23 protein-coding genes are annotated in these 23,236 nt (G+C 66.1%); 12 read left to right on the top strand and 11 right to left on the bottom strand.

Annotated features, from left to right (window positions below; genetic code table 11):
- Positions 1-78 precede the first annotated feature (78 nt).
- Entirely contained in the window at positions 79-579 is a 501-nt protein-coding gene (locus ASD28_RS12245; protein WP_056128419.1) for a MarR family winged helix-turn-helix transcriptional regulator, read from the top strand.
- Here ASD28_RS12245 and gstA read toward each other — a convergent pair whose 3' ends face one another.
- Positions 580-1,185: a glutathione transferase GstA gene (gene gstA, locus ASD28_RS12240; protein WP_056127649.1), complete on the bottom strand. Its 606-nt coding sequence runs from the start codon at positions 1,183-1,185 to the stop codon at positions 580-582.
- Between the two features lie 105 nt (positions 1,186-1,290).
- Between gstA and ASD28_RS12235 the strand changes: the two genes are divergently transcribed.
- Positions 1,291-2,166 (top strand): LysR family transcriptional regulator, encoded by an 876-nt coding sequence (locus ASD28_RS12235; protein WP_200949082.1) that lies wholly within the window; start codon positions 1,291-1,293, stop codon positions 2,164-2,166.
- Positions 2,167-2,219: 53 nt separating this feature from the next.
- Here ASD28_RS12235 and rpoD read toward each other — a convergent pair whose 3' ends face one another.
- Positions 2,220-4,943, bottom strand: a complete 2,724-nt coding sequence (gene rpoD / locus ASD28_RS12230; RefSeq protein ID WP_229412343.1) for an RNA polymerase sigma factor RpoD — start codon at positions 4,941-4,943, stop codon at positions 2,220-2,222.
- 601 nt (positions 4,944-5,544) lie between these two features.
- Between rpoD and ASD28_RS12225 the strand changes: the two genes are divergently transcribed.
- The 7 genes from ASD28_RS12225 to ASD28_RS12195 all read left to right on the top strand — a co-directional run bounded on the left by ASD28_RS12225 (position 5,545) and on the right by ASD28_RS12195 (position 10,524).
- Positions 5,545-6,048 (top strand): ProQ/FINO family protein, encoded by a 504-nt coding sequence (locus ASD28_RS12225; protein WP_056127639.1) that lies wholly within the window; start codon positions 5,545-5,547, stop codon positions 6,046-6,048.
- 13 nt (positions 6,049-6,061) lie between these two features.
- On the top strand, positions 6,062-6,739 hold the full coding sequence (locus ASD28_RS12220; RefSeq protein WP_056127636.1) for a 3'-5' exonuclease: 678 nt from the start codon (positions 6,062-6,064) through the stop codon (positions 6,737-6,739).
- Between the two features lie 2 nt (positions 6,740-6,741).
- A complete protein-coding gene (locus ASD28_RS12215; RefSeq protein ID WP_056127634.1) occupies positions 6,742-7,107 on the top strand; it encodes a cytochrome c family protein in 366 nt (121 codons plus the stop codon).
- A 98-nt stretch (positions 7,108-7,205) separates the two neighbouring features.
- Positions 7,206-7,922, top strand: a complete 717-nt coding sequence (locus tag ASD28_RS12210; protein WP_056127631.1) for a cytochrome c — start codon at positions 7,206-7,208, stop codon at positions 7,920-7,922.
- Positions 7,919-9,190 carry a cytochrome c gene (locus tag ASD28_RS12205; RefSeq protein WP_056127629.1) on the top strand — a complete coding sequence of 424 codons (1,272 nt, stop codon included), beginning with the start codon at positions 7,919-7,921 and terminating at the stop codon, positions 9,188-9,190. Before ASD28_RS12210 ends, ASD28_RS12205 begins: the two co-directional genes overlap by 4 nt.
- A gap of 85 nt (positions 9,191-9,275) precedes the next feature.
- Complete coding sequence (locus ASD28_RS12200; RefSeq protein ID WP_162252929.1) at positions 9,276-10,286, top strand: DUF3667 domain-containing protein; 1,011 nt, start codon at positions 9,276-9,278, stop codon at positions 10,284-10,286.
- 22 nt (positions 10,287-10,308) lie between these two features.
- Positions 10,309-10,524, top strand: a complete 216-nt coding sequence (locus ASD28_RS12195) for a hypothetical protein (protein WP_056127623.1) — start codon at positions 10,309-10,311, stop codon at positions 10,522-10,524.
- A gap of 17 nt (positions 10,525-10,541) precedes the next feature.
- On the opposite strand, the gene ASD28_RS12190 is transcribed toward ASD28_RS12195, so the two are convergent.
- The 4 genes from ASD28_RS12190 to ASD28_RS12175 form a co-directional block, all read right to left on the bottom strand.
- The gene (locus ASD28_RS12190; RefSeq protein ID WP_056127620.1) at positions 10,542-12,398 is read right to left on the bottom strand and encodes a di-heme-cytochrome C peroxidase; all 1,857 of its coding nucleotides are present in this window, start codon (positions 12,396-12,398) and stop codon (positions 10,542-10,544) included.
- A 130-nt stretch (positions 12,399-12,528) separates the two neighbouring features.
- Positions 12,529-13,083: a DUF4865 family protein gene (locus tag ASD28_RS12185; protein ID WP_056127619.1), complete on the bottom strand. Its 555-nt coding sequence runs from the start codon at positions 13,081-13,083 to the stop codon at positions 12,529-12,531.
- Positions 13,080-13,475 (bottom strand): tautomerase family protein, encoded by a 396-nt coding sequence (locus ASD28_RS12180; protein WP_056127616.1) that lies wholly within the window; start codon positions 13,473-13,475, stop codon positions 13,080-13,082. The genes ASD28_RS12185 and ASD28_RS12180 overlap by 4 nt, the downstream gene beginning before the upstream one ends.
- A gap of 10 nt (positions 13,476-13,485) precedes the next feature.
- The gene (locus ASD28_RS12175; protein WP_056127613.1) at positions 13,486-13,794 is read right to left on the bottom strand and encodes a carboxymuconolactone decarboxylase family protein; all 309 of its coding nucleotides are present in this window, start codon (positions 13,792-13,794) and stop codon (positions 13,486-13,488) included.
- A gap of 100 nt (positions 13,795-13,894) precedes the next feature.
- On the opposite strand from ASD28_RS12175, the gene ASD28_RS12170 reads away from it, so the two are divergent.
- Positions 13,895-14,743: a LysR substrate-binding domain-containing protein gene (locus ASD28_RS12170; RefSeq protein ID WP_056127610.1), complete on the top strand. Its 849-nt coding sequence runs from the start codon at positions 13,895-13,897 to the stop codon at positions 14,741-14,743.
- 6 nt (positions 14,744-14,749) lie between these two features.
- Here the strand turns inward: ASD28_RS12170 and ASD28_RS12165 are convergent, their stop codons facing one another.
- Positions 14,750-15,871: a type IV pilus twitching motility protein PilT gene (locus tag ASD28_RS12165; RefSeq protein ID WP_056128410.1), complete on the bottom strand. Its 1,122-nt coding sequence runs from the start codon at positions 15,869-15,871 to the stop codon at positions 14,750-14,752.
- Between the two features lie 195 nt (positions 15,872-16,066).
- Between ASD28_RS12165 and ASD28_RS12160 the strand changes: the two genes are divergently transcribed.
- Entirely contained in the window at positions 16,067-18,664 is a 2,598-nt protein-coding gene (locus tag ASD28_RS12160; RefSeq protein WP_056127607.1) for a glycoside hydrolase family 3 protein, read from the top strand.
- A gap of 191 nt (positions 18,665-18,855) precedes the next feature.
- Complete coding sequence (locus ASD28_RS12155; RefSeq protein WP_229412341.1) at positions 18,856-19,626, top strand: head GIN domain-containing protein; 771 nt, start codon at positions 18,856-18,858, stop codon at positions 19,624-19,626.
- Here ASD28_RS12155 and ASD28_RS12150 read toward each other — a convergent pair whose 3' ends face one another.
- The 4 genes from ASD28_RS12150 to ASD28_RS12135 are packed head-to-tail and all read right to left on the bottom strand — an operon-like array spanning position 19,627 to position 23,217.
- A complete protein-coding gene (locus ASD28_RS12150) occupies positions 19,627-21,897 on the bottom strand; it encodes a TonB-dependent receptor (RefSeq protein ID WP_056127600.1) in 2,271 nt (756 codons plus the stop codon).
- 7 nt (positions 21,898-21,904) lie between these two features.
- On the bottom strand, positions 21,905-22,345 hold the full coding sequence (locus ASD28_RS12145; RefSeq protein WP_056127595.1) for a YcnI family protein: 441 nt from the start codon (positions 22,343-22,345) through the stop codon (positions 21,905-21,907).
- A gap of 10 nt (positions 22,346-22,355) precedes the next feature.
- Entirely contained in the window at positions 22,356-22,802 is a 447-nt protein-coding gene (locus ASD28_RS12140; protein WP_056127592.1) for a copper chaperone PCu(A)C, read from the bottom strand.
- 40 nt (positions 22,803-22,842) lie between these two features.
- Positions 22,843-23,217, bottom strand: a complete 375-nt coding sequence (locus tag ASD28_RS12135) for a DUF2946 domain-containing protein (protein WP_056127589.1) — start codon at positions 23,215-23,217, stop codon at positions 22,843-22,845.
- Positions 23,218-23,236 lie beyond the last annotated feature (19 nt).

Genomic DNA, 23,236 nt, shown 5'->3' with positions numbered 1-23,236 from the left:
GACGCTTGGCTGCGCGACGGCCATTCCATATAATTTGATGTGAAGATATTTTATCTCTACATCAAGATACTTGCAAACATGGATAGAGCACAAAATGCAGCGACTCAATGGGCGCGCGAACGCCCGGACCTCGACGTCGGGCCCATGATCCTGTTGGGGCGCCTTGGCGAGGCGGGCGTGGTGATCATGCGCGACCACCTCAATCCGCTATTCGCGCGCTTCGGCCTGCAGCCTGGCGAATTCGACGTGCTGGCAACGCTGCGGCGCAGCGGCGCGCCCTATGCGTTGACGCCGACCGACCTCTACGAAGCCGCCATGATCTCCTCTGGAAGCATGACGAATCGCATCGATCGGCTGGAAAAGGCCGGGCTCGTGCAACGCCAGCCCAACCCAAGGGATGGCCGGGGCACCCTGGTGGCGCTCTCCGCCACGGGACTCGCCCTCATCGACGAGGCCGTCGTCGCGCATGTCGCCAACCAGCAGGCCGTCGTCAGCGGGTTGACGGAGAAGGAGCAGGCGCAGCTTTCAACCCTCCTTGCCAAGCTCCTCGCCTCGACCAGCGGCACGGCGCCAGGCTGATCACGTCGCGGTTTCGGCGTGTAACGACGCCAGCACGGCGGGCCGCGCGCCGATCCGCCGCACATAGGCCTGCAGCGCGGGCCAGTGGCCGAGATCGATGGAAAAGAACCTGCACCAGCCCAGCACGGTGAAGAGGTAGGCGTCGGCGACGCTGAAAGACGCGCCCGCCAGATAGTCCTGGCGGCCCAGGACGTCTTGCAAGAAATCGAATCGGCTGGACAGCCTGGTGCGGAAGCAGGCCAGGGCCTCTTCGGGAAGTGCCGTGTTGAACAACGGGGCCGAACCGGCATGGATCTCCGTGGCGACGAAGTTCAGCCACTCCTGGAGCCGCACCCGCTCCCAGGTGCCGGCGCGCGGCGCCAGTCCGCTTTCCGGGTCGAGGTCGGCCAGGTACTGGACGATGGCCGGACCTTCGGTCAACACCTGGCCGTCGTCCAGTTCGAGCGCGGCCACATAGCCCTTCGGATTGACGGTGCGGAAATCGCGGCCGTCCGCGGTGAGCCTGGTCCGGTTGTCGACCTTGACGAGATCGAACGGCAAGCCGAGTTCGCGCAACACGATGTGGGGAGACAGCGAACAGGTATGGGGGGCGTAGTACAGCTTCATGGAACTCCTCGGAACGTTGGACACGGTCGAGCAGTATCCTCGTGGCCCATTAGCCCGTAAAATTAATGTCTGATTTTCCACGTATTAGCTGAGCTACTGATTCCCATGATGAACCTCTTGCATTGGCGCCTGCTGGTCGCCGTCGCCGATGCCGGCAACATGTCGCGCGGCGCCGAGCGCGTGGGCATTACGCAGTCCGGTGCCAGCCAGGCCATCGCGCAGCTGGAAGCGTCGCTGGGATTCAAGGTGTTCACGCGCGAGCGGCGGCACATCGGGATCACGGCGCTGGGCGAGCAGGTCGTGGAGCAGGCCCGTGCGATGGTGGAACGTCTCGACGCGATTCGCGCGCTGGCCGATGACAGCCGGGGCCTCAATGGGGGCCGTATCCGCCTGGCCAGTTTTCCATCGGTAATCTCGACGCTGCTGCCTGGCCTGCTGCGGGATTTCCAGCGCCGCCATCCCGGCATTGCACTGGTGGCACTGGAAGGCACGGACGAGGAGGTGGAAGCGTGGCTGGACGCCGGCACGGTGGAATTGGGGGTGGTGTTGAATCCCGCCCCGGGCCGCGCGGCAGCGATACTTGGGCGCGACGCGTGGGTGGCGGTGCTGCCTTCCAGTCATCGCCTGGGCCGCCGCGCCAGCGGGAACGGCGTCACGCTCGGAGAAATGGCCGCGCAGCCGTTCATTCTCGCCACGGGCGGCTGCGCCGTGCATGGCCAGCGTCTCGTGGAACAGGCGGGCCTGCGCCTGCCGGACATCCGCGTGACGGTGCGCGACTGGGCCAGCGCCTGCATGCTGGTGCGCGAAGGCATGGGCGTCGCTCTCGTGCCCGAATCGACGTTGCCTGAAGACCGGCGCGGGCTGCGCGTCATGCAGCTGACGCCGCCTGTACACCGCGAATTCGGCCTGGTCTGCTCCGAGGCCGCGAAGGCGTCCCGCCCGGTGCAGGCCTTCCTCACAGGACTTCTGCCCGCGCAATAAAAAAGCCGCGCGGCCCGGACGGGCGGCGCGGCTGTTCGGGACTCGCGTAACGCTTACTGGTTCTGCAGGAACGTCTTGAGCTTGTCCGAGCGCGACGGCTGGCGCAGCTTGCTCATCGCCTTCGCTTCGATCTGGCGGATACGCTCGCGGGTCACGTCGAACTGCTTGCCCACTTCTTCCAGCGTGTGGTCGTTCGACATCTCGACGCCGTAGCGCATGCGCAGCACCTTCGCTTCGCGCGGGGTCAGCGAGTCCAGCACTTCCTTGATCACGTTGCGCATCGACGCGTGCATCGCGGCGTCCAGCGGGGCCAGGGTCGCGTTGTCCTCGATGAAGTCGCCCAGCTGCGAATCGCCGTCCTCGCCCATCGGGGTTTCCATCGAGATCGGTTCCTTCGCGATCTTCATGATCTCGCGGACCTTCGATTCCGGCATTTCCATCTTCGTCGCCAAGGTCGCCATGTCCGGCTCGGTGCCCGTTTCCTGCATGATCTGGCGCGAGATGCGGTTCATCTTGTTGATCGTCTCGATCATGTGCACCGGCACGCGGATCGTGCGGGCCATGTCGGCGATCGAACGCGTGATCGCCTGGCGGATCCACCACGTCGCGTACGTCGAGAATTTATAGCCGCGACGGTACTCGAACTTGTCGACCGCCTTCAGCAGGCCGATGTTGCCTTCCTGGATCAGGTCGAGGAACTGCAGGCCGCGGTTGATGTACTTCTTCGCGATCGAGATCACGAGACGCAGGTTGGCCACGGTCATTTCGCGCTTCGCGGTGCGGGCGCGCTTTTCGCCGGCCGCCATCTGGCGGTTGATGGTGCGCAGGTCCGCCAGCGGCAGCGCCACGCGCGCCTGCAGGTCGATCATGCGCTGCTGCAGTTCCAGGATCGCCGGGGCGTTGCGTTTCAACACGGCGCTGTACGGATACGCGCAGTCGACTTCGCGCTGCACCCATTCCAGGTCGGTCTCGTTGCCCGGGAAGACCTTGATGAAGTGGGCGCGCGGCATGCCGCAGCGGTTCACGCAGATGTCCAGCACGGCGCGTTCGATCGAGCGCACCTCGTCCATCTGGTGGCGCAGCGTGTCGCACAGCTTTTCCACGACTTTCGCCGTGAAGCGGATGCCCAGCAGTTCCGACGAGATCACTTCCTGCGCGGCCGTGTAGGCCGGCGAGCCGTAGCCCTGCGTCTTGAACGCGTGACCCATCTTGTCGAACTGCTTCTCGATGAGGGAGAACTTGTCCAGCGCGCCCTTCTTCAGCGCGGCCAGCTGTTCGGCCGAGTAGCCCGCCGCGGCGCTGCCGCCGGCACCGCCCTCGTCTTCCTCTTCCTCGACGTCGTCGGCTTCCTCGTCCTCGTCCTCGTCGCTCGCGCTGGTCACCGGCGCGGTGGCGGAGGCGCCTTCGTTGTGGTCGATCAGGCCGTCCACGACGTCATCGATCTTCAGCTCGTCCTTGGCGATCTTGTGCGACAGCGCGATGATCTCGGAAATCGTCACCGGGCACGCGGAGATCGCCTGCACCATGTCCTTCAGGCCATCCTCGATGCGCTTGGCGATCGCGATCTCGCCTTCGCGCGTCAGCAGCGACACGGCGCCCATCTCGCGCATGTACATGCGGACCGGATCGGTCGTGCGGCCGAAGTCGGAGTCGACGGTCGACAACGCGGTCGCGGCGGCCGCTTCCACTTCGTCTTCGGAGGTCGGCGTGACGACGGCGTCCGACAGCAGCATCATTTCCGCTTCCGGCGCGCGCTCGTAGACCGCGATGCCCATGTCGTTGAACGTCGCGATGATGCCTTCGATCGCTTCCGGATCGATGATGTTTTCCGGCAGCTGGTCGTTGATCTCCGCGTGGGTCAGGTAGCCGCGCTCCTTGCCCATGTTGATCAGGTTCTTCAGCTGCTGGCGGCGCTTTTCCAGCTCCTCGGCCGAAAAGCCTTCCGCGGCGCCGAACAGGTTGGCGCTGCCCTTGGCCTTGCGCTCACGCAGTTTCGACGCGGCCTTCAGCTCGGCGCGCTCGACGGCGTTCAGCGCCGCGATCTCGTCGTTCTCCGGCACGAATTCGCTCGGCTTGCGGCCGCGGCGGCCCGGCACCTTCACTTGCGGCAGCAGGTAGCCGGACGTGTCGATCGCGGCCAGCGCGGCGGCGTCCGTCGTCGTGCTGACGGTGCCGGTCGGCTGCGCGGACGTCGTCGACGCGGCGGACGGCTCGATGCGGCGCGCCGTGCGGGTGCGCACGACGCGGGCGGCCGGCTCGGCGCCGGGGGCGGCAACGGCCGGCGCCTGCGGCGCGGCGGCGACCGGTTCCGGAACGGCTGCGGCGGCCGGCGCGGCGTCGGCTTTCAGCGCGGCCAGGCGCGAGACGCGCTTCTTGACGATCACCGGCGGCGCGGCGGGCGCGGTCGGCGTCGGGATCACGTCGTCCGTCTCATCGAAGGCCACGGCGGCGACGGGCGCGACGACGGGCTCGGCAGCCTCTGCGACAGGCTCGGCAACGTCTTCCGCTGCCTGCACGTCGGCAGCGACGGCCTCGGCCTGCGCTTCGTCCGCGGCGGCGGCGTCGTCGAACTGTTCCGGCTGCAGACGCGACGCTTCCTCGGCCTGCACTGCCTTCAGCGACGCGAGGCGCGAACGCGTCTTCACCACCGTCACCTTGGCTGCCGCTTCCGTTTCGAGGAAATACGAGGTCGCGGTCTTCGGCACCGACAGCTGGGCCGTGCTCTTGGCCGGCGCTTTCTTCGCTGTCAGTGTCAGGGTCTTGGCGGTGTTTTTCATAGTCTTTCTCCAGTCGAGGCGTGGCGCGGTGCCTGCGAAGTCAATAACCCACCTGGTCCGCTTGGCGGTCCTTGTGGGCGGGGATGAGGGAAGGCCCTAGAAGGATGAACTTAACTAAGGGCGGAAAGCCCGATATCAAGCACTCCTGCCGCTGCCCGGCGGGCGCCCCGGGCAGCCGGGATGGGCTGCGGCGCGCGTGCACAGTGGGTTCAAGCGGAACGGAACGTGGTCGAAATCGCGGGTTAGCATGTCGGAACGAAAAAAAGCCCGTCAGACAACGGGCTTGAATCTATTTTCCAGAGGAGAAATAGAGGAGACGGAGGCATTATGCCTTAAGGAAATGTTTAGCGATAATTGAAATATCCGATATGGGATATCACTCAGACGCATATTTCCTTTTCCTCTTCCTGACCCTGGCTGCGTCGGCGCAAACCGTGCGCAAGGAAAGGGGCGGATCATACACGATTTCTTGCCCGCGCGCCGCTGTACATGCATGAAATCACCGTCATCTACTCAATAAAACGATCCTTTACATGGCTCAGCGGCACGCGCGCGGCGCGGCCATGCTATCCTTCCGCTTCCCGTTCTTACCATGAAGTCAATGAATACGATGAGTCCTGTCGCCGAGCTCCCCGAGGCCACCGAAAACGCCACCCCCGCCACGCCCGACGCGCCTGCGAATGACGCGCCGGCTGCGGCCCCGGAAGCCGCCCAGTCGCCCCGCGCCCTGCTCAAGCAGCTGCAACAACAGTTCAAGGCCTTCCGCGACTGCCTGCCGCTGGCGATCGGCATCGACAAGCAGGTGCTGGCGCGCCTGCCCGGCCTGAACCGCAAGACGATGCGCGCCGCGCTGGGCATCCACACGGGCTCGATGCGCTACCTGCGCGCGATGGAAAAAGCCACCGTGCGCTACGACCTGGACGGCAATCCGGGCGCCGAGGTGACGGACACGCACCGCCAGCACGCCAAGGAAATGCTGCAGGAACGCTTCAAGAAGGAAGCCGAGCGCAAGAAGGCCGAGCGCGATGCCGCCGCCCAGGTGGAAGCCGACCGCAAGCGCCAGGAAAAGCTGCAACAGCTGGCCTCCAAGTTCGCGAAACGCTGATCCGGCAGCACGGATGAGCGAGGCCGAGGACGCCCTCCCCCCTTACGAAGGCATCACCCTGGCCGACGTGCGTCTCGTACGCACGCGCCAGGATGCGGACGGCGCGCTGTCCGCGCTGCTGGCGTCCGACGTCATCGGCTTCGACACCGAATCCAAGCCCACGTTCCAGAAGGGCGAGCAATCGACGGGACCGCATCTCGTCCAGCTCGCCACCGACCAGCACGCCTATCTGTTCCAGATCGGCACGCTCAAGCCGCGCGCGCCGGACGCTCCCGCCGATACGCCGCCTGGCGTCGACGTGCTGCGCGCCGTGCTGGAATCGCCTGCCATCCTGAAAGTCGGCTTCGGCCTCGGCGACGACCTGCGCCGCCTGCGCGCCAAACTGGGCATCGAGACGTGCAACGTGCTCGACCTGTCCACGGCCCTGCGCCGCGGCGAGCGCAATGCGCTGGGCGCGAAGACGGCCGTCGCGCGCTTCTTCGGCAAGCGCCTGCAGAAATCGCGCAAGATCACGACGACCAACTGGGCCCTGCCGCGCCTGTCCGACAAGCAGATCCTGTACGCGGCCGACGACGCCCACGTCGCCCTGCGCATCTACCGCCACTGGCGCGCAAATCCGCCGCCCCCGCTGCCGCCAAAGCCGGTCGCCGGCGGGCCGCGGCGGGCCGCGCAACCCAAGCCGCGCACCTGAGCATGCGCCGGCTCGTCGTGTTGCTGCTCCTGCTGGCCGGCTGCTCGCGCCACGAGGGTCCGGTCGACGGCGCGACCGTCTTCAAGCCGTGCGCGTCCTGCCACCAGATCGGCGCGAACGCCCACGGCGGCTTCGGGCCGCAGCTCAACGGCCTGTTCGGCCGCCGCGCCGGCAGCACGCCCGATTTCAAATATTCCGATGCGATGAAGGCAGCGGGCATCGTGTGGGACGAACGCACGCTGGCCGCCTACCTGCGCGATCCGGACAAGATGGTACCGGGCACCAAGATGCGCTTCTGGGGCATCCACGACGAGCAAGAGATGGCCGCGCTGCTGGCTTATCTGCGCACATTCCAGGACGCGCATTGAAGGGTACGCTTTAAATTAGCGTTTTCAAAAGATTGCGTGAAGTTCAAGTCGACGCGGTATCATGCCGCTAGTACTTTCTCGTCGACCACAGGAACGTCATGTATTTGCGCCCCGCCTTGCTGTTGCTGGCAACCCTGCACATGGCTCCGACACTGGCCCGGCAAGCCGTGCCGGACACGCTGGAACGCCGCGTGGCCGCGTGCACGTCGTGCCACGGCAGTGCGTCCGCGCCGGCGCCGCAGCCGGCGTCGGGTCCGAACTACTACCCGCGCATCGCCGGCAAGCCGGCCGGCTACCTGTACAACCAGTTGCAGAACTTCCGCGCGGGGCGCCGCCAGTACCCGTTGATGACCTACATGGTCGAGCACATGTCCGACGATTACCTGCGCGAGATCGCGACATGGTTCTCGACGCAGCACGTGCCCGCGCCCGTGCTGGCGCGCGCCAGCCTGCCGGCGGGCCAGCTCGAGCGGGGCCACGAACTCGTCACGCGCGGCGACGCCACGCTGAAGGTGCCGGCCTGCGTCGCATGCCATGGCCAGCGCCTGACGGGCGCCCTGCCCGCCATCCCCGGCCTGCTGGGCCTGCCGCGCGACTACATCAACGCCCAGTTCGGCGCCTGGCGGAACGGCACCCGCCGCGCCCACGCGCCCGACTGCATGGCGACGATCGCCGGGCGCCTGTCGCTGGCGGACGTGGCCGCCATCTCGGGCTGGCTCGCGAGCGAACCGGTGCCGGACGATGCCACGCCCGCGCCCGACGTGAATCACCCGATGCCGCTCGCGTGCGGCAGCGAACCGGAGCGGCGGCCATGAAGCGCATCGTCATCCTGGTCCTCGTCGTGGCGGCACTGGCCGCCGTGTTCGTCGCGTGGCCGCGCGCCGAATTCATCCCGTCGCGCGCGCAGGCAGCGTGGGCGGCCACACCCGCCAACATCGCCCGCGGCGCCTATCTCGCCCGCGCGGGCGACTGCATGGCGTGCCACACCGCGCGCGGCGGCACGCCGTATGCGGGCGGACGCGCGCTGGCCACGCCGTTCGGCACCGTCTACGCGCCGAACATCACGCCGGACGCGCAGACGGGCATCGGCGCCTGGACCGCGGACGATTTCTGGAATGCCCTGCACAACGGCATCGGAAAAGAGGGCCGCTTGCTGTACCCGGCCTTCCCGTACACGAACACGACGAAGGTCACGCGCGACGACGCCGACGCCCTGTACGCCTGGCTGCGCAGCCTCGCGCCCGTGAACCAGAAAAATCGCCCGCACGCATTACGCTTCCCGTACGACCGCCAGATCGTGCTGGCCGGCTGGCGCCTGCTGTATTTCAAGCCGGGCGTGTACGCGCCGCAGCCTGCGCAAGGCGCCGAGTGGAACCGGGGCGCCTACCTCGTCGAAGGCCTGGGCCATTGCGGCGCCTGCCACAGCCCGCGCAACGGCCTCGGCGCGACGGGCTCCCGGCTGTCCGGCGGCCACATCCCTATCGTCGGCTGGTACGCGCCCGCGCTGGACGCCGACAACGAGGCGGGCCTCGGCAACTGGGACCAGGCGCACATCGTGCAGCTGCTGCGGACGGGCGTCGCGCCGCGCGGCGCCGTGTTCGGGCCGATGGCGGAAGTCGTGGGACAAAGCCTGCAATACCTGACCGACGCGGATGCGGGGGCGATGGCGACGTATCTGAAATCGCTGCCGGCCGATCCAGCGCCGCGGCGGCCAATCACGCCGCCGCCCGAGGAGATCATGAAGGCGGGCAAGAAGCTGTACGAACACCACTGCGTCGACTGCCACGGCAGCGACGGCCGCGGCGCGAGCGTCGCCGGACATCCCGCGTATCCGCCGCTGGCCGGCAATGGCGCGTTGACGATGACCGATCCGGTGAACGCCATCCGCATCGTGCTGAACGGCGGCTTCCCGCCCACGACCGAGGGGAATCCGCGGCCGTTCGGCATGCCGCCGTACAGTCCCCTGCTGGACGACGCGGAGGTGGCGGCTGTCGTGACCTATGTGAGGAATAGCTGGGGCAATGCGGCACCGGACGTCACGCCGCCGGAAGTCAACCGGTGGCGGGCGGTGCCGCTGGACTGAGCCGCGGCCGCGTGAGAATTCACGCATTTTGCATCGGCATCGGTCGTGTAACCTTGCGGGGATATTGCCGGAGGAGTCAGACCGTTTGAAACCCAGCCTTGAAATCGTGCATCACCACGGCGCGGAACACAAAACGCCACGCCGCTGTCCCAACTGCCAGGCCAACGCCCGGGATCGATTTTGTTCCCTGTGCGGCGAGACACTCACCGTCCACTCGCCGTCGGCGGGGGAGTTCATCCATGAGTTCATCGGTCATTACGTGGCGCTGGAAGGCAGGTTATGGCGTACGCTGCGCCTGCTGATGTCCAGGCCGGGGCAGTTGACGGTGGATTTCCTGCGCGGACGGCGCGTGCCCTATATCGACCCTTTGCGCCTGTATCTGACGCTGAGCCTGGTGATGTTCGGGCTGATCAAACTGTATGGCGTCGACCTTCCCCAAGTCACGTTCGACGACCGGTCGTTCGGCGCCACCTACAGCCACGCGATGCCCGGCCTGGCGAGAGACGACGGTACATTCCCTGTCGCCGCGCTGTCCATCAAAGGCAAGTCGGACAGTGGGACGCACACGGTGGGGCAAGCGCTCATGACGCTCGGCAGTGTCGACCCGACATGGGCAAAGAACGCCCAGCGCTTCATGGCTGCGGCGCCGGAAGAACAGGCCGACATCGTCAACCACGGTTTCCTGGCCAACCTGCCCTACATGCTGATCGGCGCGCTTCCGCTGTTTGCCGGTTATCTCAAGCTGATCTGGTGGCGCTCGCGCCGCCGCTACGGCGACCATCTCGTCTTCGCCCTGCACACCACGGCGTTCGCATTCGTGCTCGCAAGCGTGATGATCGTCATACCGGGCAATCTGGGCTGGCTGATCGCCTGCGCGGCCCAAGGGAACTTCGCCCTCGTGTCGGCCTGGGATATTGTGCAGCTACTGCCCGTCGCGTGGATCGTGGCCTATGTGCCCGCCGCGATGCATACTGTCTACGGCGGCGGCAGATTGGCCGCCGTTGGGCGATCCCTCGTGCTGATGACGGTGCATGTCACGGTGATTTGCAGCCTCGTCGTCGGGGCCGAGATCATTGCGATCCTCCGGCACGGATAACCCCCATCACAAGGAGAACGATATGCCGAACTATCGCGTCTGGTACCGCAACAACGAGGAACCGCTGGAATTCACCACGCCCGGCCGCATCAGCGAGGCGGAGATGCTCGACCAGGTCCTCGCGCACGAAGGCATCGAGCCCACAGGCCCGACGACCGTGCAGGCGCTCATCGCCAGCCACGGGCTGGCGCCCGTGCGCTACACGGAAGACGAGAGCGAGATGAACACGATCGGATAGCGGATCTGTTGGACTGATTACTGGCGGATGTCATTACCGACGCGCTCCGCCCCTATCGCTTTCATGTATTCGACCAATGCCCAACGTTCGGCATCGGTCAGCTGCGCGTTGCCGTAATCGTGTCCGCCATTCGAGTTCCCGACGACGGAAGTTTGATATAGGAAGGTATTGTCCGCACTCGATTTTGCCGATCGGTAGCCCGGATCCGACGCGTTGGTCACGAAGCCGACACGTTGCGGATCGAATTCCCGTGTCCCTACGTCGAACACGGGAGGGCGCTGCGTTGGCGGCAGGAGAAGGTCGTAGAGGCTTGCGACGGAACCATTATGCAAATACGGTGGCGTTGCCCAGATACCTGTAAGAGGTCTTGCTTTGTACGCGAGGAGTGGACTGGTTTTCTCGTCCATACAATGCTGCAAACGCTCGGCTTTCCCTTGGAACAGCGTAGGGGGTATTTCCAGCGTCAACGCGGAGTCGTTTTGCTCCGGGCGGGCCTCATCTTTGCGAAGATTGAACTGGTCAGTCATTAAGAGCACGCTACGCACGTTGACGGCATACTTGGCGAGTTCGTCTTTCCGATAATAAATCGAACCGATGACTGCGGTGGCAAGCAGATCGGCCACATCTTCTGTCTTGCCGTATTTTCGGCCAGCACCAATGAAGAAATTCTTGGGGGTCGAATACAATAGGCCGCTGTTTGCCCGGTAAGTGTAAGCATTGCACGCCATCCAGGGATCAGTTTCGACAGCATCGGCGCCCCACAACGGGCTCATTTCCTTCCGAATCGAAGTCTTCAGGTCGTCACGCTTCAATACCTGATGACACTTCCAACAATGCTTTTCAAACAGCACCTTCCCTGCACTCCATCCATCCGGATTAATCGCAGGAAACGCCTGCGGCCATTTCGGCGGCTTCAGCGTCGACAGCTGCTTTTCAAGCGCGAGAAGATTCTGCACCCGTGCGCTATTCGGATAGCCATTAAACGCCGGGCCGGGCTTGAGCAACGTCAGGTCCGCAAACACGCCAATCACCTCGCCCACATTACGTCCCAACGCGCCGATATCGAGGCTATTACCCAGCGGCTTATTTTCCGCAATCCCATTCCATTGCACCTTCTTGTGCTGATGTATATTCCACAGAAATGGATAGCTGACCGGTGCATCTGCCGGATTGAACGGTTGCTGGGCACCCTCGGTCCGCAACAGTATTTTGTTAAAGATGTGTCCAAAAGCGTCGAGACGTCCGAATCCATATTCAATGTCGGTCTCATTCGCCCGCTCGACCCGCGTTTGCCAATCCACGAGTTTCCCAAGCGCGGCGGTCAGCATGGCCCGGCTCTCCGGTGCATCGTCCTGTCTTAAAACCCGTTTGGCGAAGCGGTCAAATTTTTCAGGATTTTCTTTCGTTGCGCGGAGTGCCTTGTCCAAGGACTTCATATAGCCTTGGAAATCCGCCAGCGTCGGTGCGCCTTCGATCCTGACCGTGACATTATGGTAAGTTATTTCATTCGTATGGCAGGCCGCGCAATTCATGCCGACCCACGGCTCCCGACTGGATTGGTTCTTTTTCCATCTCAGCCGGGTAATTTCCGAGAATCTTCTGTCGTCCTGAACGTCTACGGCAAAACCAACAGGAAGCGGCGTGGGATTCGCGGTGGCATCCGTCAAATAACGATATTTTTCGGTATGACTACGCAATAAGAACGGATCGTTGTTATCCGGCTGCTCGAGTGCTTGAAACCACGTCAGAGGAAGCAGCCGCGATCCCTGCGACAGGGTATACCATGTTTTTTTCTGCGCGTCAGTCCATCCTTGATCCACGTCGCCGGCGTCCATCTCCGCCGTATAGGCATAAATGGACAGGAATGCGATCATGCCCGCCGTACCCCATTTGATTATTTTATCTTTCCGCATTATTGTTCTCGCTATGTGATTTGCATCGCGTTTTGGTGTACGGCCAAGAAATCATAATCTTCTAAAATTATTTTTACAATAACCTCGCGAATCACCCCTCCGCAATCGATATATGGCCGACCGTATAAATGAGTGTGGTGGCGCCGACGACTGCCGGTTCACTGTCCCACAGATGAAAGCGTACGATTGTCCAGTCTCCAGGTTCATATCCCGCCACTGCCACGAGCGCTCCGCTGTCGAGCGCCTCTGCGGCCAGGCGTGTCTCTGCCCTGCGCAACGCTTCCAGGTCGGCGCCGGGCGGAATCGTCCGCCGCTCGACGGACGCGAAGCGCGCGTGCTCGAAGCCCGGCGCACATCGCGCCTGCCACACGAGCCACGTCGCCACCGACGGCCGGCCGAACGCCTGCGCCACGCCCGCGAATCCGGGGCCGTTCAGGAACGCGTGCATCCCGTCGACCGTGTTCCAGACGTAGAACGGCGCATACGCATTGTCCTGCGCCGGCCCCGTCTTGCGCGCGCTGAGATAGGCCTTGAACAGCAGCCCCGGGAAGCCGTCCATCAGGTGGCCCTTGTCCGCGATGCGCCGGTCGATGATCGCCATGTCGTAATCGGCGGGCAGCGGAAAGCGGTACTGCATGGCGATCATGTTTTCTGCTCCGCCAACGGCGCCGCGATGCCGTTGCTGAACGACCAGTCGGCGTAGTCCGTCGTCTGGACGATGACCATCAGGTCTTGCGGCCGCAGTCCGGGCGATACGGCCAGCAGGTCGGCGAGGCGCTGGTAGAACGCCTGCTTGGTCTCGGGGTCGCGCGGCTTGCCGCCGGTGACGCAGACGAGGACGAAATCGTCGCTGCGCGGGCCGCCGAGGTAATCGCGGTCGAAGATCAGTTCCTCGGGGTCGTGCTGGTGGATGGCGTGGAAGCGGTCCGCGACGGGGATGCGGAAGGCGTCGACGAGCGCCTGGTGCACGGCGTCGGATACGGCGCGCAGGTAGTCGCGCGGTTTGCCGCGGCGCAGGGAGATGCGGACGAAGGGCATGACGGCCTCCTCACTTCAGATCGCCGAGCAGGCGCGCGGCGGTGGCGGCCGCGGGCCAGCCCGCATAGAAGGCCAGGTGCGTCACGACTTCTTCCAGCTCGACCCGGGTGACACCGTTGTCGAGCGCGGTCTGCAGGTGGAACGGCAGCTGCCCGTCGCGGCACAGCGCGACCAGGCACGCGACCGTCACGAGGCTGCGGTCCCGTTTGTTCAATGCGTCCCGCTCCCACACTTCGCCGAACAGCACGCGGTCCGAGAGATCGGCCAGCGCGGGAACGGCACCGAGGGCCCGCCGGCCCATGCCTGTCAAAGTCGTCATCGTTTGCTCCTTTTTTGGTTGACCAGGCCATGATAGAAGCGCACGATAATTTCGAAAATCGAATATATTTGAAGTGACACTTCACCAAAACGGGACGATCATGGGACGCACGAATTTCGACATGGACGCGCTGCGCAGCTTTTGCGAAGGTGTGGATCTCGGGAGCTTCGCGAAGGCGGCCGACCGGCTCGGACGGTCGACGTCGGCCATCAGCATGCAGATGAAGAAGCTGGAAGGACAGGCCGGCACGGACCTGCTGCGCAAATCCGGGCGCGGCCTGGAACTCACGGCGGCCGGTGAAACACTGCTCGGTTATGCGCGCCGCATTCTCGACCTGAACGACGAGGCGCGCACGGCGCTGGCCGGTCTGGAGCTCGAAGGCACAGTCAGGCTGGGCCTGCAGGAAGATTTCGGCGAACGCCTGCTGTCGAATGTCCTCGGCCGCTTCATGCGCAGCCATCCGGACTTGCAGATCGAAGCCGTCATCGCCCGCAACAGCGAACTCATCGCGCAACTGCAGGCCGGGAAGATCGACCTCGCGCTCGCGTGGCACACCGGCGTGGACCTGCCATACGTGGATTTGCTGGGCGACTATCCCATGCGCTGGATCGGGTCGGCGACACAAAACCCTGCCCGCGAACCGGTGCGCCTCGTCGCGCTGCAGGCGCCCTGCCTGATGCGCAAGGCGGCGACCGACGCGCTCGACCGGGCCGGCATCCCCTGGCGCATCGTCTACACGAGCGCCAGCCTGGCGGGCATCTGGGCGGCGGTCGCGGCGGGGCTCGGCGTGACCGTGCGGACCAGCCTGGGATTGCCGGGCGACGTACACGTGCTCGATGGCTTGCCGGCGCTGCCCGCCATCCGGCTCGCGCTGTACAGCGGCGCGGCGACGCCCTCCATGGCCTGCAAGCGCATGGCCGCACTCATCAAGGAACACATCGTGGGCTGACGCCCGTCACACCATCTCCGCAAACCCGATCCGGTCCGTGGTCGCCGCGCGCGCCTCGTCCACGCCGACCACGTGTGCGGCCAGCAGCGCTTCCAGCACACTGTTCATCGTGTGGCAGCCGGGTCCGCGTCCCGCGTTCATGTGCGCGCGGATGGCGCCCAGGTCGCCCTCCTCGATCATCGCGGCAACGGCCGGATTGATGGTCAGGCATTCCGTGGCCAGGTGGTAGCGGTTGCCCTGCTTCGACGGCAGCAGCGCCTGGCACAGCACGCCGCGCAGCGCGTGCGCGAGGGCCTGGTTTTGCGCTTCCGAATTGCCCAGCAGGCGCAGCATCTTTTGCAGGCCCAGTTCCGTCGAGCGCGCGTGCAAGGTCGCCAGCACGAGCGGGCCGGATTCGGCCAGCGCCAGCGCTTCCTGCGCGGTCTGCGCATCGCGGATCTCGCCGATGACGATCACGTCCGGACGCTCGCGCAGCGCGTCCAGCGCGCCGAGGTAATAGCTTTCGACGTCGCCGTCGACACCCACCTCGCGCTGCGTGATGATGCATTTGCGCTGCGGGATCAGGGTCTCGACCGGATCCTCGATGGTGATGATGTGGCCCGAGCGCTGCTTGTTGATCTCGTCGAGCATGGACGCGATCGTCGTCGACTTGCCCTGGCACGTGTCGCCGATGATCAGCACGAGGCCACTGGTCAGGCGCGCGAATTCGCGCTCGTCGGCGTGCAGGCCGAGCGTGTCCAGCGCCAGCGGTTCCTTCGGGAAGCGGCGGATCACGCAGCCCAGGCGCTTCTTGCCCTGGAAGCTGAAGCAGTTGGCGCGGATGCGCGCCGTGTGCAGGTCGATCGAGCGGTCGAAGGCGCGGTCGGCGATACGCTCGGCCCAGTTCGGCTCGATGACGTCGAAGAACTCTTCCAGCTCTTCCTTCGTGATGGGCGAGTCCGTCACCGCGACGAGGCCCTTCGGCTGGCGCAGCATCAACGGACTGTTCTGGTGGATGATGATGTCCGAAAACACCAGCTTCGAATTCAGCAGGTGCAATATCTGCTCGACCAGGGTGCCGAACACCGGATGGTCTTCGTTTTCGATATACGACAGGGTGGGAATCTGCGAGGACTGGTGGTATTCCATCATGCGTCGAATGGCAAACGGGCTCGGATGAGCGATCCATTCATTATAAAACCGGCATCCTGTCAAAATTCCAACTGGAAAGATATTTTTTCTAACACCAAGCTTCGAGCGTGCCCTGGCCGCCACATCGTTTCGATTGTTAGCGCACGACATTTTCGTGTTAGCATCTTCGAAAACTTATAACAGGAGACTACGATGACTCGCCACATCCCGTTCGCGCTCGCGCCGCTGGCGCTGGCTGCCCTGCTCACCACGGCACCCGCACTGGCCCAGCAGGATCCCGCGGCCCGCGCCGCCAGCCTCGTCGCCAAGATGACGCTTGAGGAAAAAGCGGCACAGCTGGGCAACGACGCCCCCGCGATCCCGCGGCTGAAAATCCCGAAATACAACTGGTGGAACGAGGGCCTGCACGGCGTCGCGCGCGCCGGCTACGCGACCGTGTTCCCGCAGGCCGTCGGCATGGCCGCGACGTGGGACGAGGGGCTGATGCACGACGTGGGCGACGTCATCGCGACCGAATTCCGCGCGAAATACCTTGCCACGCGCGCGCCGGACGGCGGCACAGACTGGTACCGCGGCCTCACCGTGTGGTCGCCCAACATCAACATCTTCCGCGACCCGCGCTGGGGCCGCGGCCAGGAGACCTATGGCGAAGACCCGTACCTGACGTCGCGCATCGCCATCAACTTCATCCACGGCCTGCAGGGCGACGACGCGCAATCGTTCAAGACGATCGCCACCGCCAAGCACTTCGCCGTGCACAGCGGGCCGGAATCGAACCGCCACCGCGAAGACGTCCACCCGTCCCCGCACGACCTCGAGGACACGTATTTGCCGGCGTTCCGCGCCACCGTCACGGAGGGCAAGGTCGCGTCCGTCATGTGCGCGTACAACGCCGTCAACGGCATCCCCGCGTGCGCCAGCGACGACCTGATGGAGCAGCACCTGCGCCGCGCCTGGGGCTTCAAGGGCTTCGTCGTGTCGGACTGCGGCGCGGCCGCCAACATCTACCGCGACGACAGCCTGCACTACACGAAGACGCCCGAGCAGGCCGTGGCCGCGTCGTTCAGCGCGGGCATGGACCTGATCTGCGGCGACTACCGCAACAAGATGACGACCGAGGCCGGCCCCATCGTCAACGCCGTGCGCCAGGGAGAATTGAAGGAAGCCGTCGTCGACCGCGCGCTCGTGCGCCTGTTCGAATACCGCATCCGCCTGGGCTTGCTCGATGCGAACCCGCCGCAGGCGTACGCCGCCATCAAGCCGACCGACAACGACACCCCGGCCCACCGCGCCGTCGCGCTGAAGACGGCGCAAGAGGCGATGGTGCTGCTGAAGAACGACGGCCTGCTGCCGTTGAAGAAGACGCCGAAGACCATCGCCGTCATCGGCCCGAACGCGGACAGCGAGGATGCGCTGGTCGGCAACTACAACGGCCAGCCGTCGCATCCGGTGACGGTGCTGGCCGGCATCCGCGCCCGCTTCCCCGATGCGAAGGTGGTGTATGCGCCGGGCACGGGCCTCGTCGGACCGGCGGAACCGCCCGTGCCGGACGCGAACCTGTGCGTCGACGCCGCGTGCCGCACGCCGGGCCTGAAGGCCGAGCATTTCGAGGGACCGGACCTGGCGGGCACCGCGCGGGGCGCCGTCGAAAAGAACGCCCGCGCCGCGTGGCAGGAAGGCGGCCACAATGCGTCCGCGCGCTGGAGCGGCTACCTGAAGGCGCCGCGCACGGGCGATTACAGCCTGCGCTACCTGAGCAATGCCGGCTACCGCATCTGGGTCGACGGCAAGCAGATCGTGGATGCGTGGGACGTCACCGACTCGCCGTCGATCGAAGCGGGCAAGGCGAAGCTGCAGGCGGGTAAAACCTATCCGATCCGGATCGAGGCCGTGCAGCGCGGCGCGCGCGGCGACCAGAAACTCGTATGGAGCACGCCCATCGACGCCAGCCGCGAAGCCGTCGACCTGGCGCGCCGCGCGGACCTCGTCGTGTTCGTGGCCGGCCTGTCCGCCAACCTGGAAGGCGAGGAACTGAAGCTGCAGGTGCCCGGCTTCGCGGGCGGCGACCGCACGAGCCTCGACCTGCCCGCGCCGCAGGAGCGCCTGCTGGAACAAGTCGTCGGCACCGGCAAGCCGACCGTGCTCGTGCTGATGAGCGGCAGCGCGCTGTCCGTCAACTGGGCCGACAAGCACGTGCCGGCCATCGTCCAGGCCTGGTATCCGGGCGGCGAAGGGGGGCACGCGGTCGCCGGCCTGATCGCGGGCGACTACAGCCCGGCGGGCCGCCTGCCCGTCACGTTCTACCGCGGCGTGGACGGCCTGCCGGCCTTCACCGACTACCGCATGGACGGCCGCACCTACCGCTATTTCAAGGGCGACGTGCTGTACCCGTTCGGCCACGGCCTGTCGTACACGACGTTCCGCTACGGGACGCCGGCGCTGTCGGCGCCGTCCGTCGCGGCGGGCAGCCCGGTGAACGTGGACGTCGAGGTGGCCAACACGGGCAAGCGCGACGGCGACGAGGTCGTCCAGCTGTACGTGGCCAAGCCGGGCGACGCCGCCAACCCGACCCTCGCGGGCTTCCGCCGCATCCACCTGAAGGCCGGGGAACGCCAGCGCGTCACGCTGGCGCTGGATGCCCGCGCCCTGTCGCAAGTCGACGCGGCCGGCGCGCGCAAGGTCGTGCCGGGGGCGTACACCGTGTACCTGGGCGGCGGGCAGCCGGGGCATGCGCAGACGGTCAAGGCGGCGCTGACGGTGACCGGAACGGCATTTGGTCTACCGAAGTAATCGTCTGACCCGCTACTTAAGCACAGTCGTCCCCGCCTCCGCGGGGACGACGTATTTATTGCGCGTTTCACCCCGCCTGCGTGCATTCCGGTCCGGCTTTCATGCGTTTTGTCGCAAACCGGTACCCCGCCCGCCGCCTCCCGCATACGATGTGCACATCGACACCATCCATGCACATCAGGGAGACCACCATGACCCACCATCAAACCCGCCGTTTCCTCCTCGCCGCCTGCGCCCTCGCCTGCATCGCCCTCGCCCCACAGGCCGAAGCGGGCGATTGGCCCTGGAGCAGGAGCGAACAGGTGCAGGGCAGCGGCCGCGTGCAAAGCCAGGCACGCGAAGTCGCCCACTTCAGCGGTCTCGCGATGTCCCTGCCGGGCAACGTCGAGATCAAGAGCGGCAGCAGCCGCGAAGGCGTGACGGTGGAGGCGGACGACAACCTGCTGCCGCTGATCGAAACCGTCGTCGAAGACGGCACCTTGAAGATCCGCGCCAAGCGCAACGCGAACCTGCGCACCCGTAACCTGAAAGTCGTCGTGCAGGCGCGCGACATCGACCGTCTCGCGCTGGGCGGCTCCGGCAATATCGATGCGGACGTCGTGCGCGGCAGCCGCGTGCGCTTCGACGTGGGCGGCTCCGGTTCCATCAAGGTCCGCAAGCTGGAAGGCGAATCCGTCAACGTCGCCCTCGGCGGCAGCGGCAACCTGCAGGCGCTGGACGGCACGGCGCGCAGCACGTCGATCTCGATCGGCGGCTCGGGCACCGTCGACCTGGGCCACGTGCGGACCGAGAACGCCAGCGTCACCGTGGCCGGCTCCGGCGACGCGACCTTGTGGGTGCGCGACAGCCTGAGCCTGACCGTGGCCGGTTCCGGCGACGTCAATTACTACGGCGACCCGCAGGTCACCCGCTCGGTGGTCGGCTCGGGCAACGTGAAGCGCCTGGGCGCCTCTCCCCGTTGATCACAGATCCCACCGCACCTCGGCCACGACGGTCCGCTGCGTGTACGGGTGAAACGCCCAGTAGGTGCGGTCGTTGAGGTTGTCCACACCGACCGCCGCGCTCCAGTGGCGGTCGAACCGGTAGCGCACCCGCGCATCGAACACGAGATAATCCGACACCCCCATGTACGCCTCGCCGTTCGGGTCGCTGTTGTCCAGCGTCCCGTACTGGCGGCCGCTGTAGCGCCCCCCCAGCGTCGCGGTCCAGTGGTCGTTCGCCTTCCACGTCGCCAGCATCGTCGCGCGCCAGCGCGGCACGCGGGGCTGCCACTTGCCCACGCTGGCCGGGAAGCCCGCGTTCTCCGTGATGATGGAGTCGGCAAACGTGACGCTGCCCGTCAGGTCGAGTCCCTTCACGCCGACGTCGTCCGCCTGCGCCGCGATTTCGAGGCCGTTCGTGCGGATGCGGCCCACGTTCTGCACCGTGTTCACCGTCGTGCCGCCGGCGACGAGCAACGGCTGCGAATACAGCGCGTCGCGCGTCGTTTCGCGGAACAGCGTGACGCGCAGCGAGCCCTTGTCGTCCAGCGTCTCGGCCGACAGCTCGCTCGTCCACGACTTCTCGGCCTTGAGGTTCGGATTGCTGTTGACGATGGCATTGTCGACGATGGAACCCTGGAACAGCTCGGCCGCCGTCGGATTGCGCACGGCGCGACCCGTCGAGGCCTTCAAGGTCCAGTCGGAACTGACGCGCCACGCCAGCGCGGCCTTCGGCGACCATGCCGTCGCGCTGCGTGACGGGAAGCCCAGCGGCGCCGCCAGCACGGCGTTCGACAATTCTCCCCCATAGGCGCGCCACCGCTCGAAGCGGGCACCGACCGTCGCACGCCACGCGTCGCCGATGCGCCAGTTGTCCTGCGCATACAAGCTTTCCAGCCACGTGTTCCCGTTGAAGACCGAGACCTGGCGGCCGTCGCCCGCGTGCAGCCAGTCACCCGCGCTGCCGAACACGCGCGTGCGCAGCTTCGCGTGGTCCGACTGCAGGCCGAATTCGACCGTGTGGTCCTCCGGCCGCCAGATGCCTTTCAGCGCCAGCGTGTTCCAGCCGCTGCCGTGCATGTCCGTGACCTGGCCCGCGCCGTTCGTGTCGGCGTCGGGCACGAGCACGGTCGGCGTGCGCACGAGGTCGCGCGCGTAGTCGTACAGGCTGGCGGCGATCTCCCAGTCGAACGCGTCGCGGCTGTGCCGCTTGAGCGACAGCCCGTGCATCGCGTGTTCCAGCGTGGCGCGGCTGGGCGCGAAGTCGGATGCGCGGACGTCGTACGCGCGGCCATCGATGTTGACGCGGGTTGCGGTGTACACCGGGTTGCCCGCCGCATCGCGCAGATACGAATCGGCCACGCGCTTCGCCTCGTTGCGCCACCAGCCGAACGTGTAGCTCGCGCGCAGCTGCGGCGTGATGTCCCAGGCGAGCTTGACTTTCGCGTGGTCCTGCACGGTGTGCGTCTGGCTCGTCGCGCCGATCAGCCACCAGTCCCTGTTCGACGGATTGCGGCCGGCCACGGCGCCCGTCACCGGGATGCCTCCACCGCCCGGCACGCCGGCCGACAGCAGCTTATTGGCGAACCCGATGGGCTGCGCATCGCTGTCCAGGCGCGACACGTCGATCCAGTACGACCACGCGCCGCTGCGGTCGCCCAGCGAGGCGCTGCCCTGCCAGCCGTCGTAGCGGTCATCCGTGCGGAAAAGGTTGAAGCCCTGCGAATGGCCGGACAGCTTGACGTGAGCTTCGCGCTTCGCCGGCATGCGGGTCTGGAAATCGACGACGGCGCCGACGGAATTGCCCGGATACGCAGCCGCGAACGGGCCATAGAGCACGTCGACGCGCTCGATCTCTTCCGGCGTGACGAGGCCCCAGCGCGGCGTGTACGTGGCGCCGTTGCCGAGCAGGTTGGACAGGAGGATACCGTCCGCGTACACGAGCGAGCGCGCGCTGTTGCCCGTGCCGGACGCGCGGCTCGCGAGCACGGCGTGGTCGTAGTCGCCCGTGTAGCGCTTGCGCACGTTCAGGCTGGGCAGGTATTTCAGCGCGTCTTCGCTGTCGACCGCGTTGATCCGGTCCTCGACCTGGGCACCCGTGATGCCTTCGATCGTCGTCGGGATCTGCGCCGGCAGCGACGTGGGGCGGCCGCCCGTGACGACCACGGTTTCCAGGTGCGTGTCGTCCGCATGGACGTGCGTCGCCAGGCACGCCAGCGCGGCGAGCGCGAGGCGATGATGTCGGAATCGCATGGGCACCTCAGTGATGGTGCATCGGCATCGCGGCGGGCAGCACTTCCAGCACCGGCGCGGGCGTCTTCGATTCGGGGGCGACGTCGGCCCAGTCCACGCGGCCCTTCTCGCACTGCTGGCCGACCTTGAACACCAGGCGGCCCGGCGCCTCGGGGAGTTTGGCCTGCAGCGTGAACTCGTCGTAGTACGCGTCCGGCAGCGGGCCGCCGCGCCAGTTGATCTCGCGCGGGGCCAGCGTGATGATCCAGCCCGGCTTGGGCATCGGCTTCGCCGTGACGCCTTCCGGCAGCTGCACCGTGATGCCGGTCGTCGCGCTGCCGGCGCAGCCGTGGCCGACCTTGAACACGAGGGTTTGATGGGCGCCCGCCGGCGCGGTGGCCGGAGCGACGGTGATATGGGCGTGCGCCAGCGGCGCCGCGAGCAAGGCAGCGATCCAGAGAGCTTTCATGTGGCCTCCGTCAGTGAGCAGCGGTGTAAGTCAGCGGTTTGACCGGCACCTGCACGGTGACGTTCTCGCGCTTCTTGTCCGCCCCGACGAAAGTCAAGGTCAGCGGTACCTGCTGGCCTTCCTTGAGCTGCTGCTTCAGGTCGAACAGCATGACGTGGTAGCCGCCGGACGACAGGTTGACGCTCTGGCCGGCCGGCAGGTCGATGCCGTCGACCTTTTGCATGCGCATCGTCTGGCCTTCCATGGCCATCTGGTGGACTTCGGCGCGGCCCGCGACGGGGCTTTGCACATCGACGAGGCGCGTGGCCTTGGGCGAACGCAGCTGCATGAAGGCGCCGCCCGTCTTCTGGGCCGGCACGGTGGCGCGGATCCACGGGTCGCCGACGGTCACCTGGGCGAACGCGGCGGACGACGTGAACAGGCTGGCCGCGGCCAGCACGAGGAATTTGTTGTACATGACTTTACCTGACAAAAAATGGAACGAAGGGAAATACGAGTCAGGCAAAGACAGGCGGACCGCGCGGCACGGCCGCGAGCCAGACGGCCAGCGGACGGGGCGCGTGATGGAACAGGAAGGGACGGGCTTCCGTGCCGTCCACGAGCGCGAGCGGCGGGTGCACGGGCGGCGGCAGGCCGTGGCTGCCCGCGTGGGCGAGACAATAGCCGCAATCGTCCAGGACGCTCATGCCGGCATGCTCGTCCTGCACGAGCAGCGCGGCCGCGGCGGCGAACGAGGCGCCGCCGTCCACGCTGCAGACGTCCAGCGGAATCGTCGGCCGGCTGGCGGCCACCGCATGCGAGACCGTCGGCGCGAGCGCGTTCAGCAGCACGGCGAACAGTGCCAGCCACACGAAACGCAGGCGCTTTGTCATCGAACGAATCGGCATAGTC

Source organism: Massilia sp. Root133 (assembly GCF_001426525.1).
In the GTDB taxonomy this organism is placed as follows: Bacteria; Pseudomonadota; Gammaproteobacteria; order Burkholderiales; family Burkholderiaceae_D; genus Telluria; species Telluria orientalis.
This window is presented reverse-complemented; position numbering and strand designations above follow the sequence as displayed.

Bases quoted from the DNA above. Each gene is read 5' to 3' on its own strand.
- ASD28_RS12235 (WP_200949082.1), top strand. From the start codon at position 1,291: ATGATGAACCTCTTGCATTGGCGCCTGCTGGTCGCCGTCGCCGATGCC.
- ASD28_RS12175 (WP_056127613.1), bottom strand. From the start codon at position 13,794: ATGACGACTTTGACAGGCATGGGCCGGCGGGCCCTCGGTGCCGTTCCC.
- ASD28_RS12160 (WP_056127607.1), top strand. From the start codon at position 16,067: ATGACTCGCCACATCCCGTTCGCGCTCGCGCCGCTGGCGCTGGCTGCC.
- ASD28_RS12195 (WP_056127623.1), top strand. From the start codon at position 10,309: ATGCCGAACTATCGCGTCTGGTACCGCAACAACGAGGAACCGCTGGAA.
- ASD28_RS12180 (WP_056127616.1), bottom strand. From the start codon at position 13,475: ATGCCCTTCGTCCGCATCTCCCTGCGCCGCGGCAAACCGCGCGACTAC.
- ASD28_RS12165 (WP_056128410.1), bottom strand. From the start codon at position 15,871: ATGGAATACCACCAGTCCTCGCAGATTCCCACCCTGTCGTATATCGAA.
- ASD28_RS12145 (WP_056127595.1), bottom strand. From the start codon at position 22,345: ATGAAAGCTCTCTGGATCGCTGCCTTGCTCGCGGCGCCGCTGGCGCAC.
- ASD28_RS12215 (WP_056127634.1), top strand. From the start codon at position 6,742: ATGCGCCGGCTCGTCGTGTTGCTGCTCCTGCTGGCCGGCTGCTCGCGC.
- ASD28_RS12220 (WP_056127636.1), top strand. From the start codon at position 6,062: ATGAGCGAGGCCGAGGACGCCCTCCCCCCTTACGAAGGCATCACCCTG.
- ASD28_RS12155 (WP_229412341.1), top strand. From the start codon at position 18,856: ATGACCCACCATCAAACCCGCCGTTTCCTCCTCGCCGCCTGCGCCCTC.
- ASD28_RS12210 (WP_056127631.1), top strand. From the start codon at position 7,206: ATGTATTTGCGCCCCGCCTTGCTGTTGCTGGCAACCCTGCACATGGCT.
- ASD28_RS12135 (WP_056127589.1), bottom strand. From the start codon at position 23,217: ATGACAAAGCGCCTGCGTTTCGTGTGGCTGGCACTGTTCGCCGTGCTG.
- ASD28_RS12245 (WP_056128419.1), top strand. From the start codon at position 79: ATGGATAGAGCACAAAATGCAGCGACTCAATGGGCGCGCGAACGCCCG.
- ASD28_RS12170 (WP_056127610.1), top strand. From the start codon at position 13,895: ATGGGACGCACGAATTTCGACATGGACGCGCTGCGCAGCTTTTGCGAA.
- ASD28_RS12225 (WP_056127639.1), top strand. From the start codon at position 5,545: ATGAATACGATGAGTCCTGTCGCCGAGCTCCCCGAGGCCACCGAAAAC.
- ASD28_RS12150 (WP_056127600.1), bottom strand. From the start codon at position 21,897: ATGCGATTCCGACATCATCGCCTCGCGCTCGCCGCGCTGGCGTGCCTG.
- ASD28_RS12190 (WP_056127620.1), bottom strand. From the start codon at position 12,398: ATGATCGCATTCCTGTCCATTTATGCCTATACGGCGGAGATGGACGCC.
- gstA (WP_056127649.1), bottom strand. From the start codon at position 1,185: ATGAAGCTGTACTACGCCCCCCATACCTGTTCGCTGTCTCCCCACATC.
- ASD28_RS12185 (WP_056127619.1), bottom strand. From the start codon at position 13,083: ATGATCGCCATGCAGTACCGCTTTCCGCTGCCCGCCGATTACGACATG.
- ASD28_RS12140 (WP_056127592.1), bottom strand. From the start codon at position 22,802: ATGTACAACAAATTCCTCGTGCTGGCCGCGGCCAGCCTGTTCACGTCG.
- ASD28_RS12205 (WP_056127629.1), top strand. From the start codon at position 7,919: ATGAAGCGCATCGTCATCCTGGTCCTCGTCGTGGCGGCACTGGCCGCC.
- rpoD (WP_229412343.1), bottom strand. From the start codon at position 4,943: ATGAAAAACACCGCCAAGACCCTGACACTGACAGCGAAGAAAGCGCCG.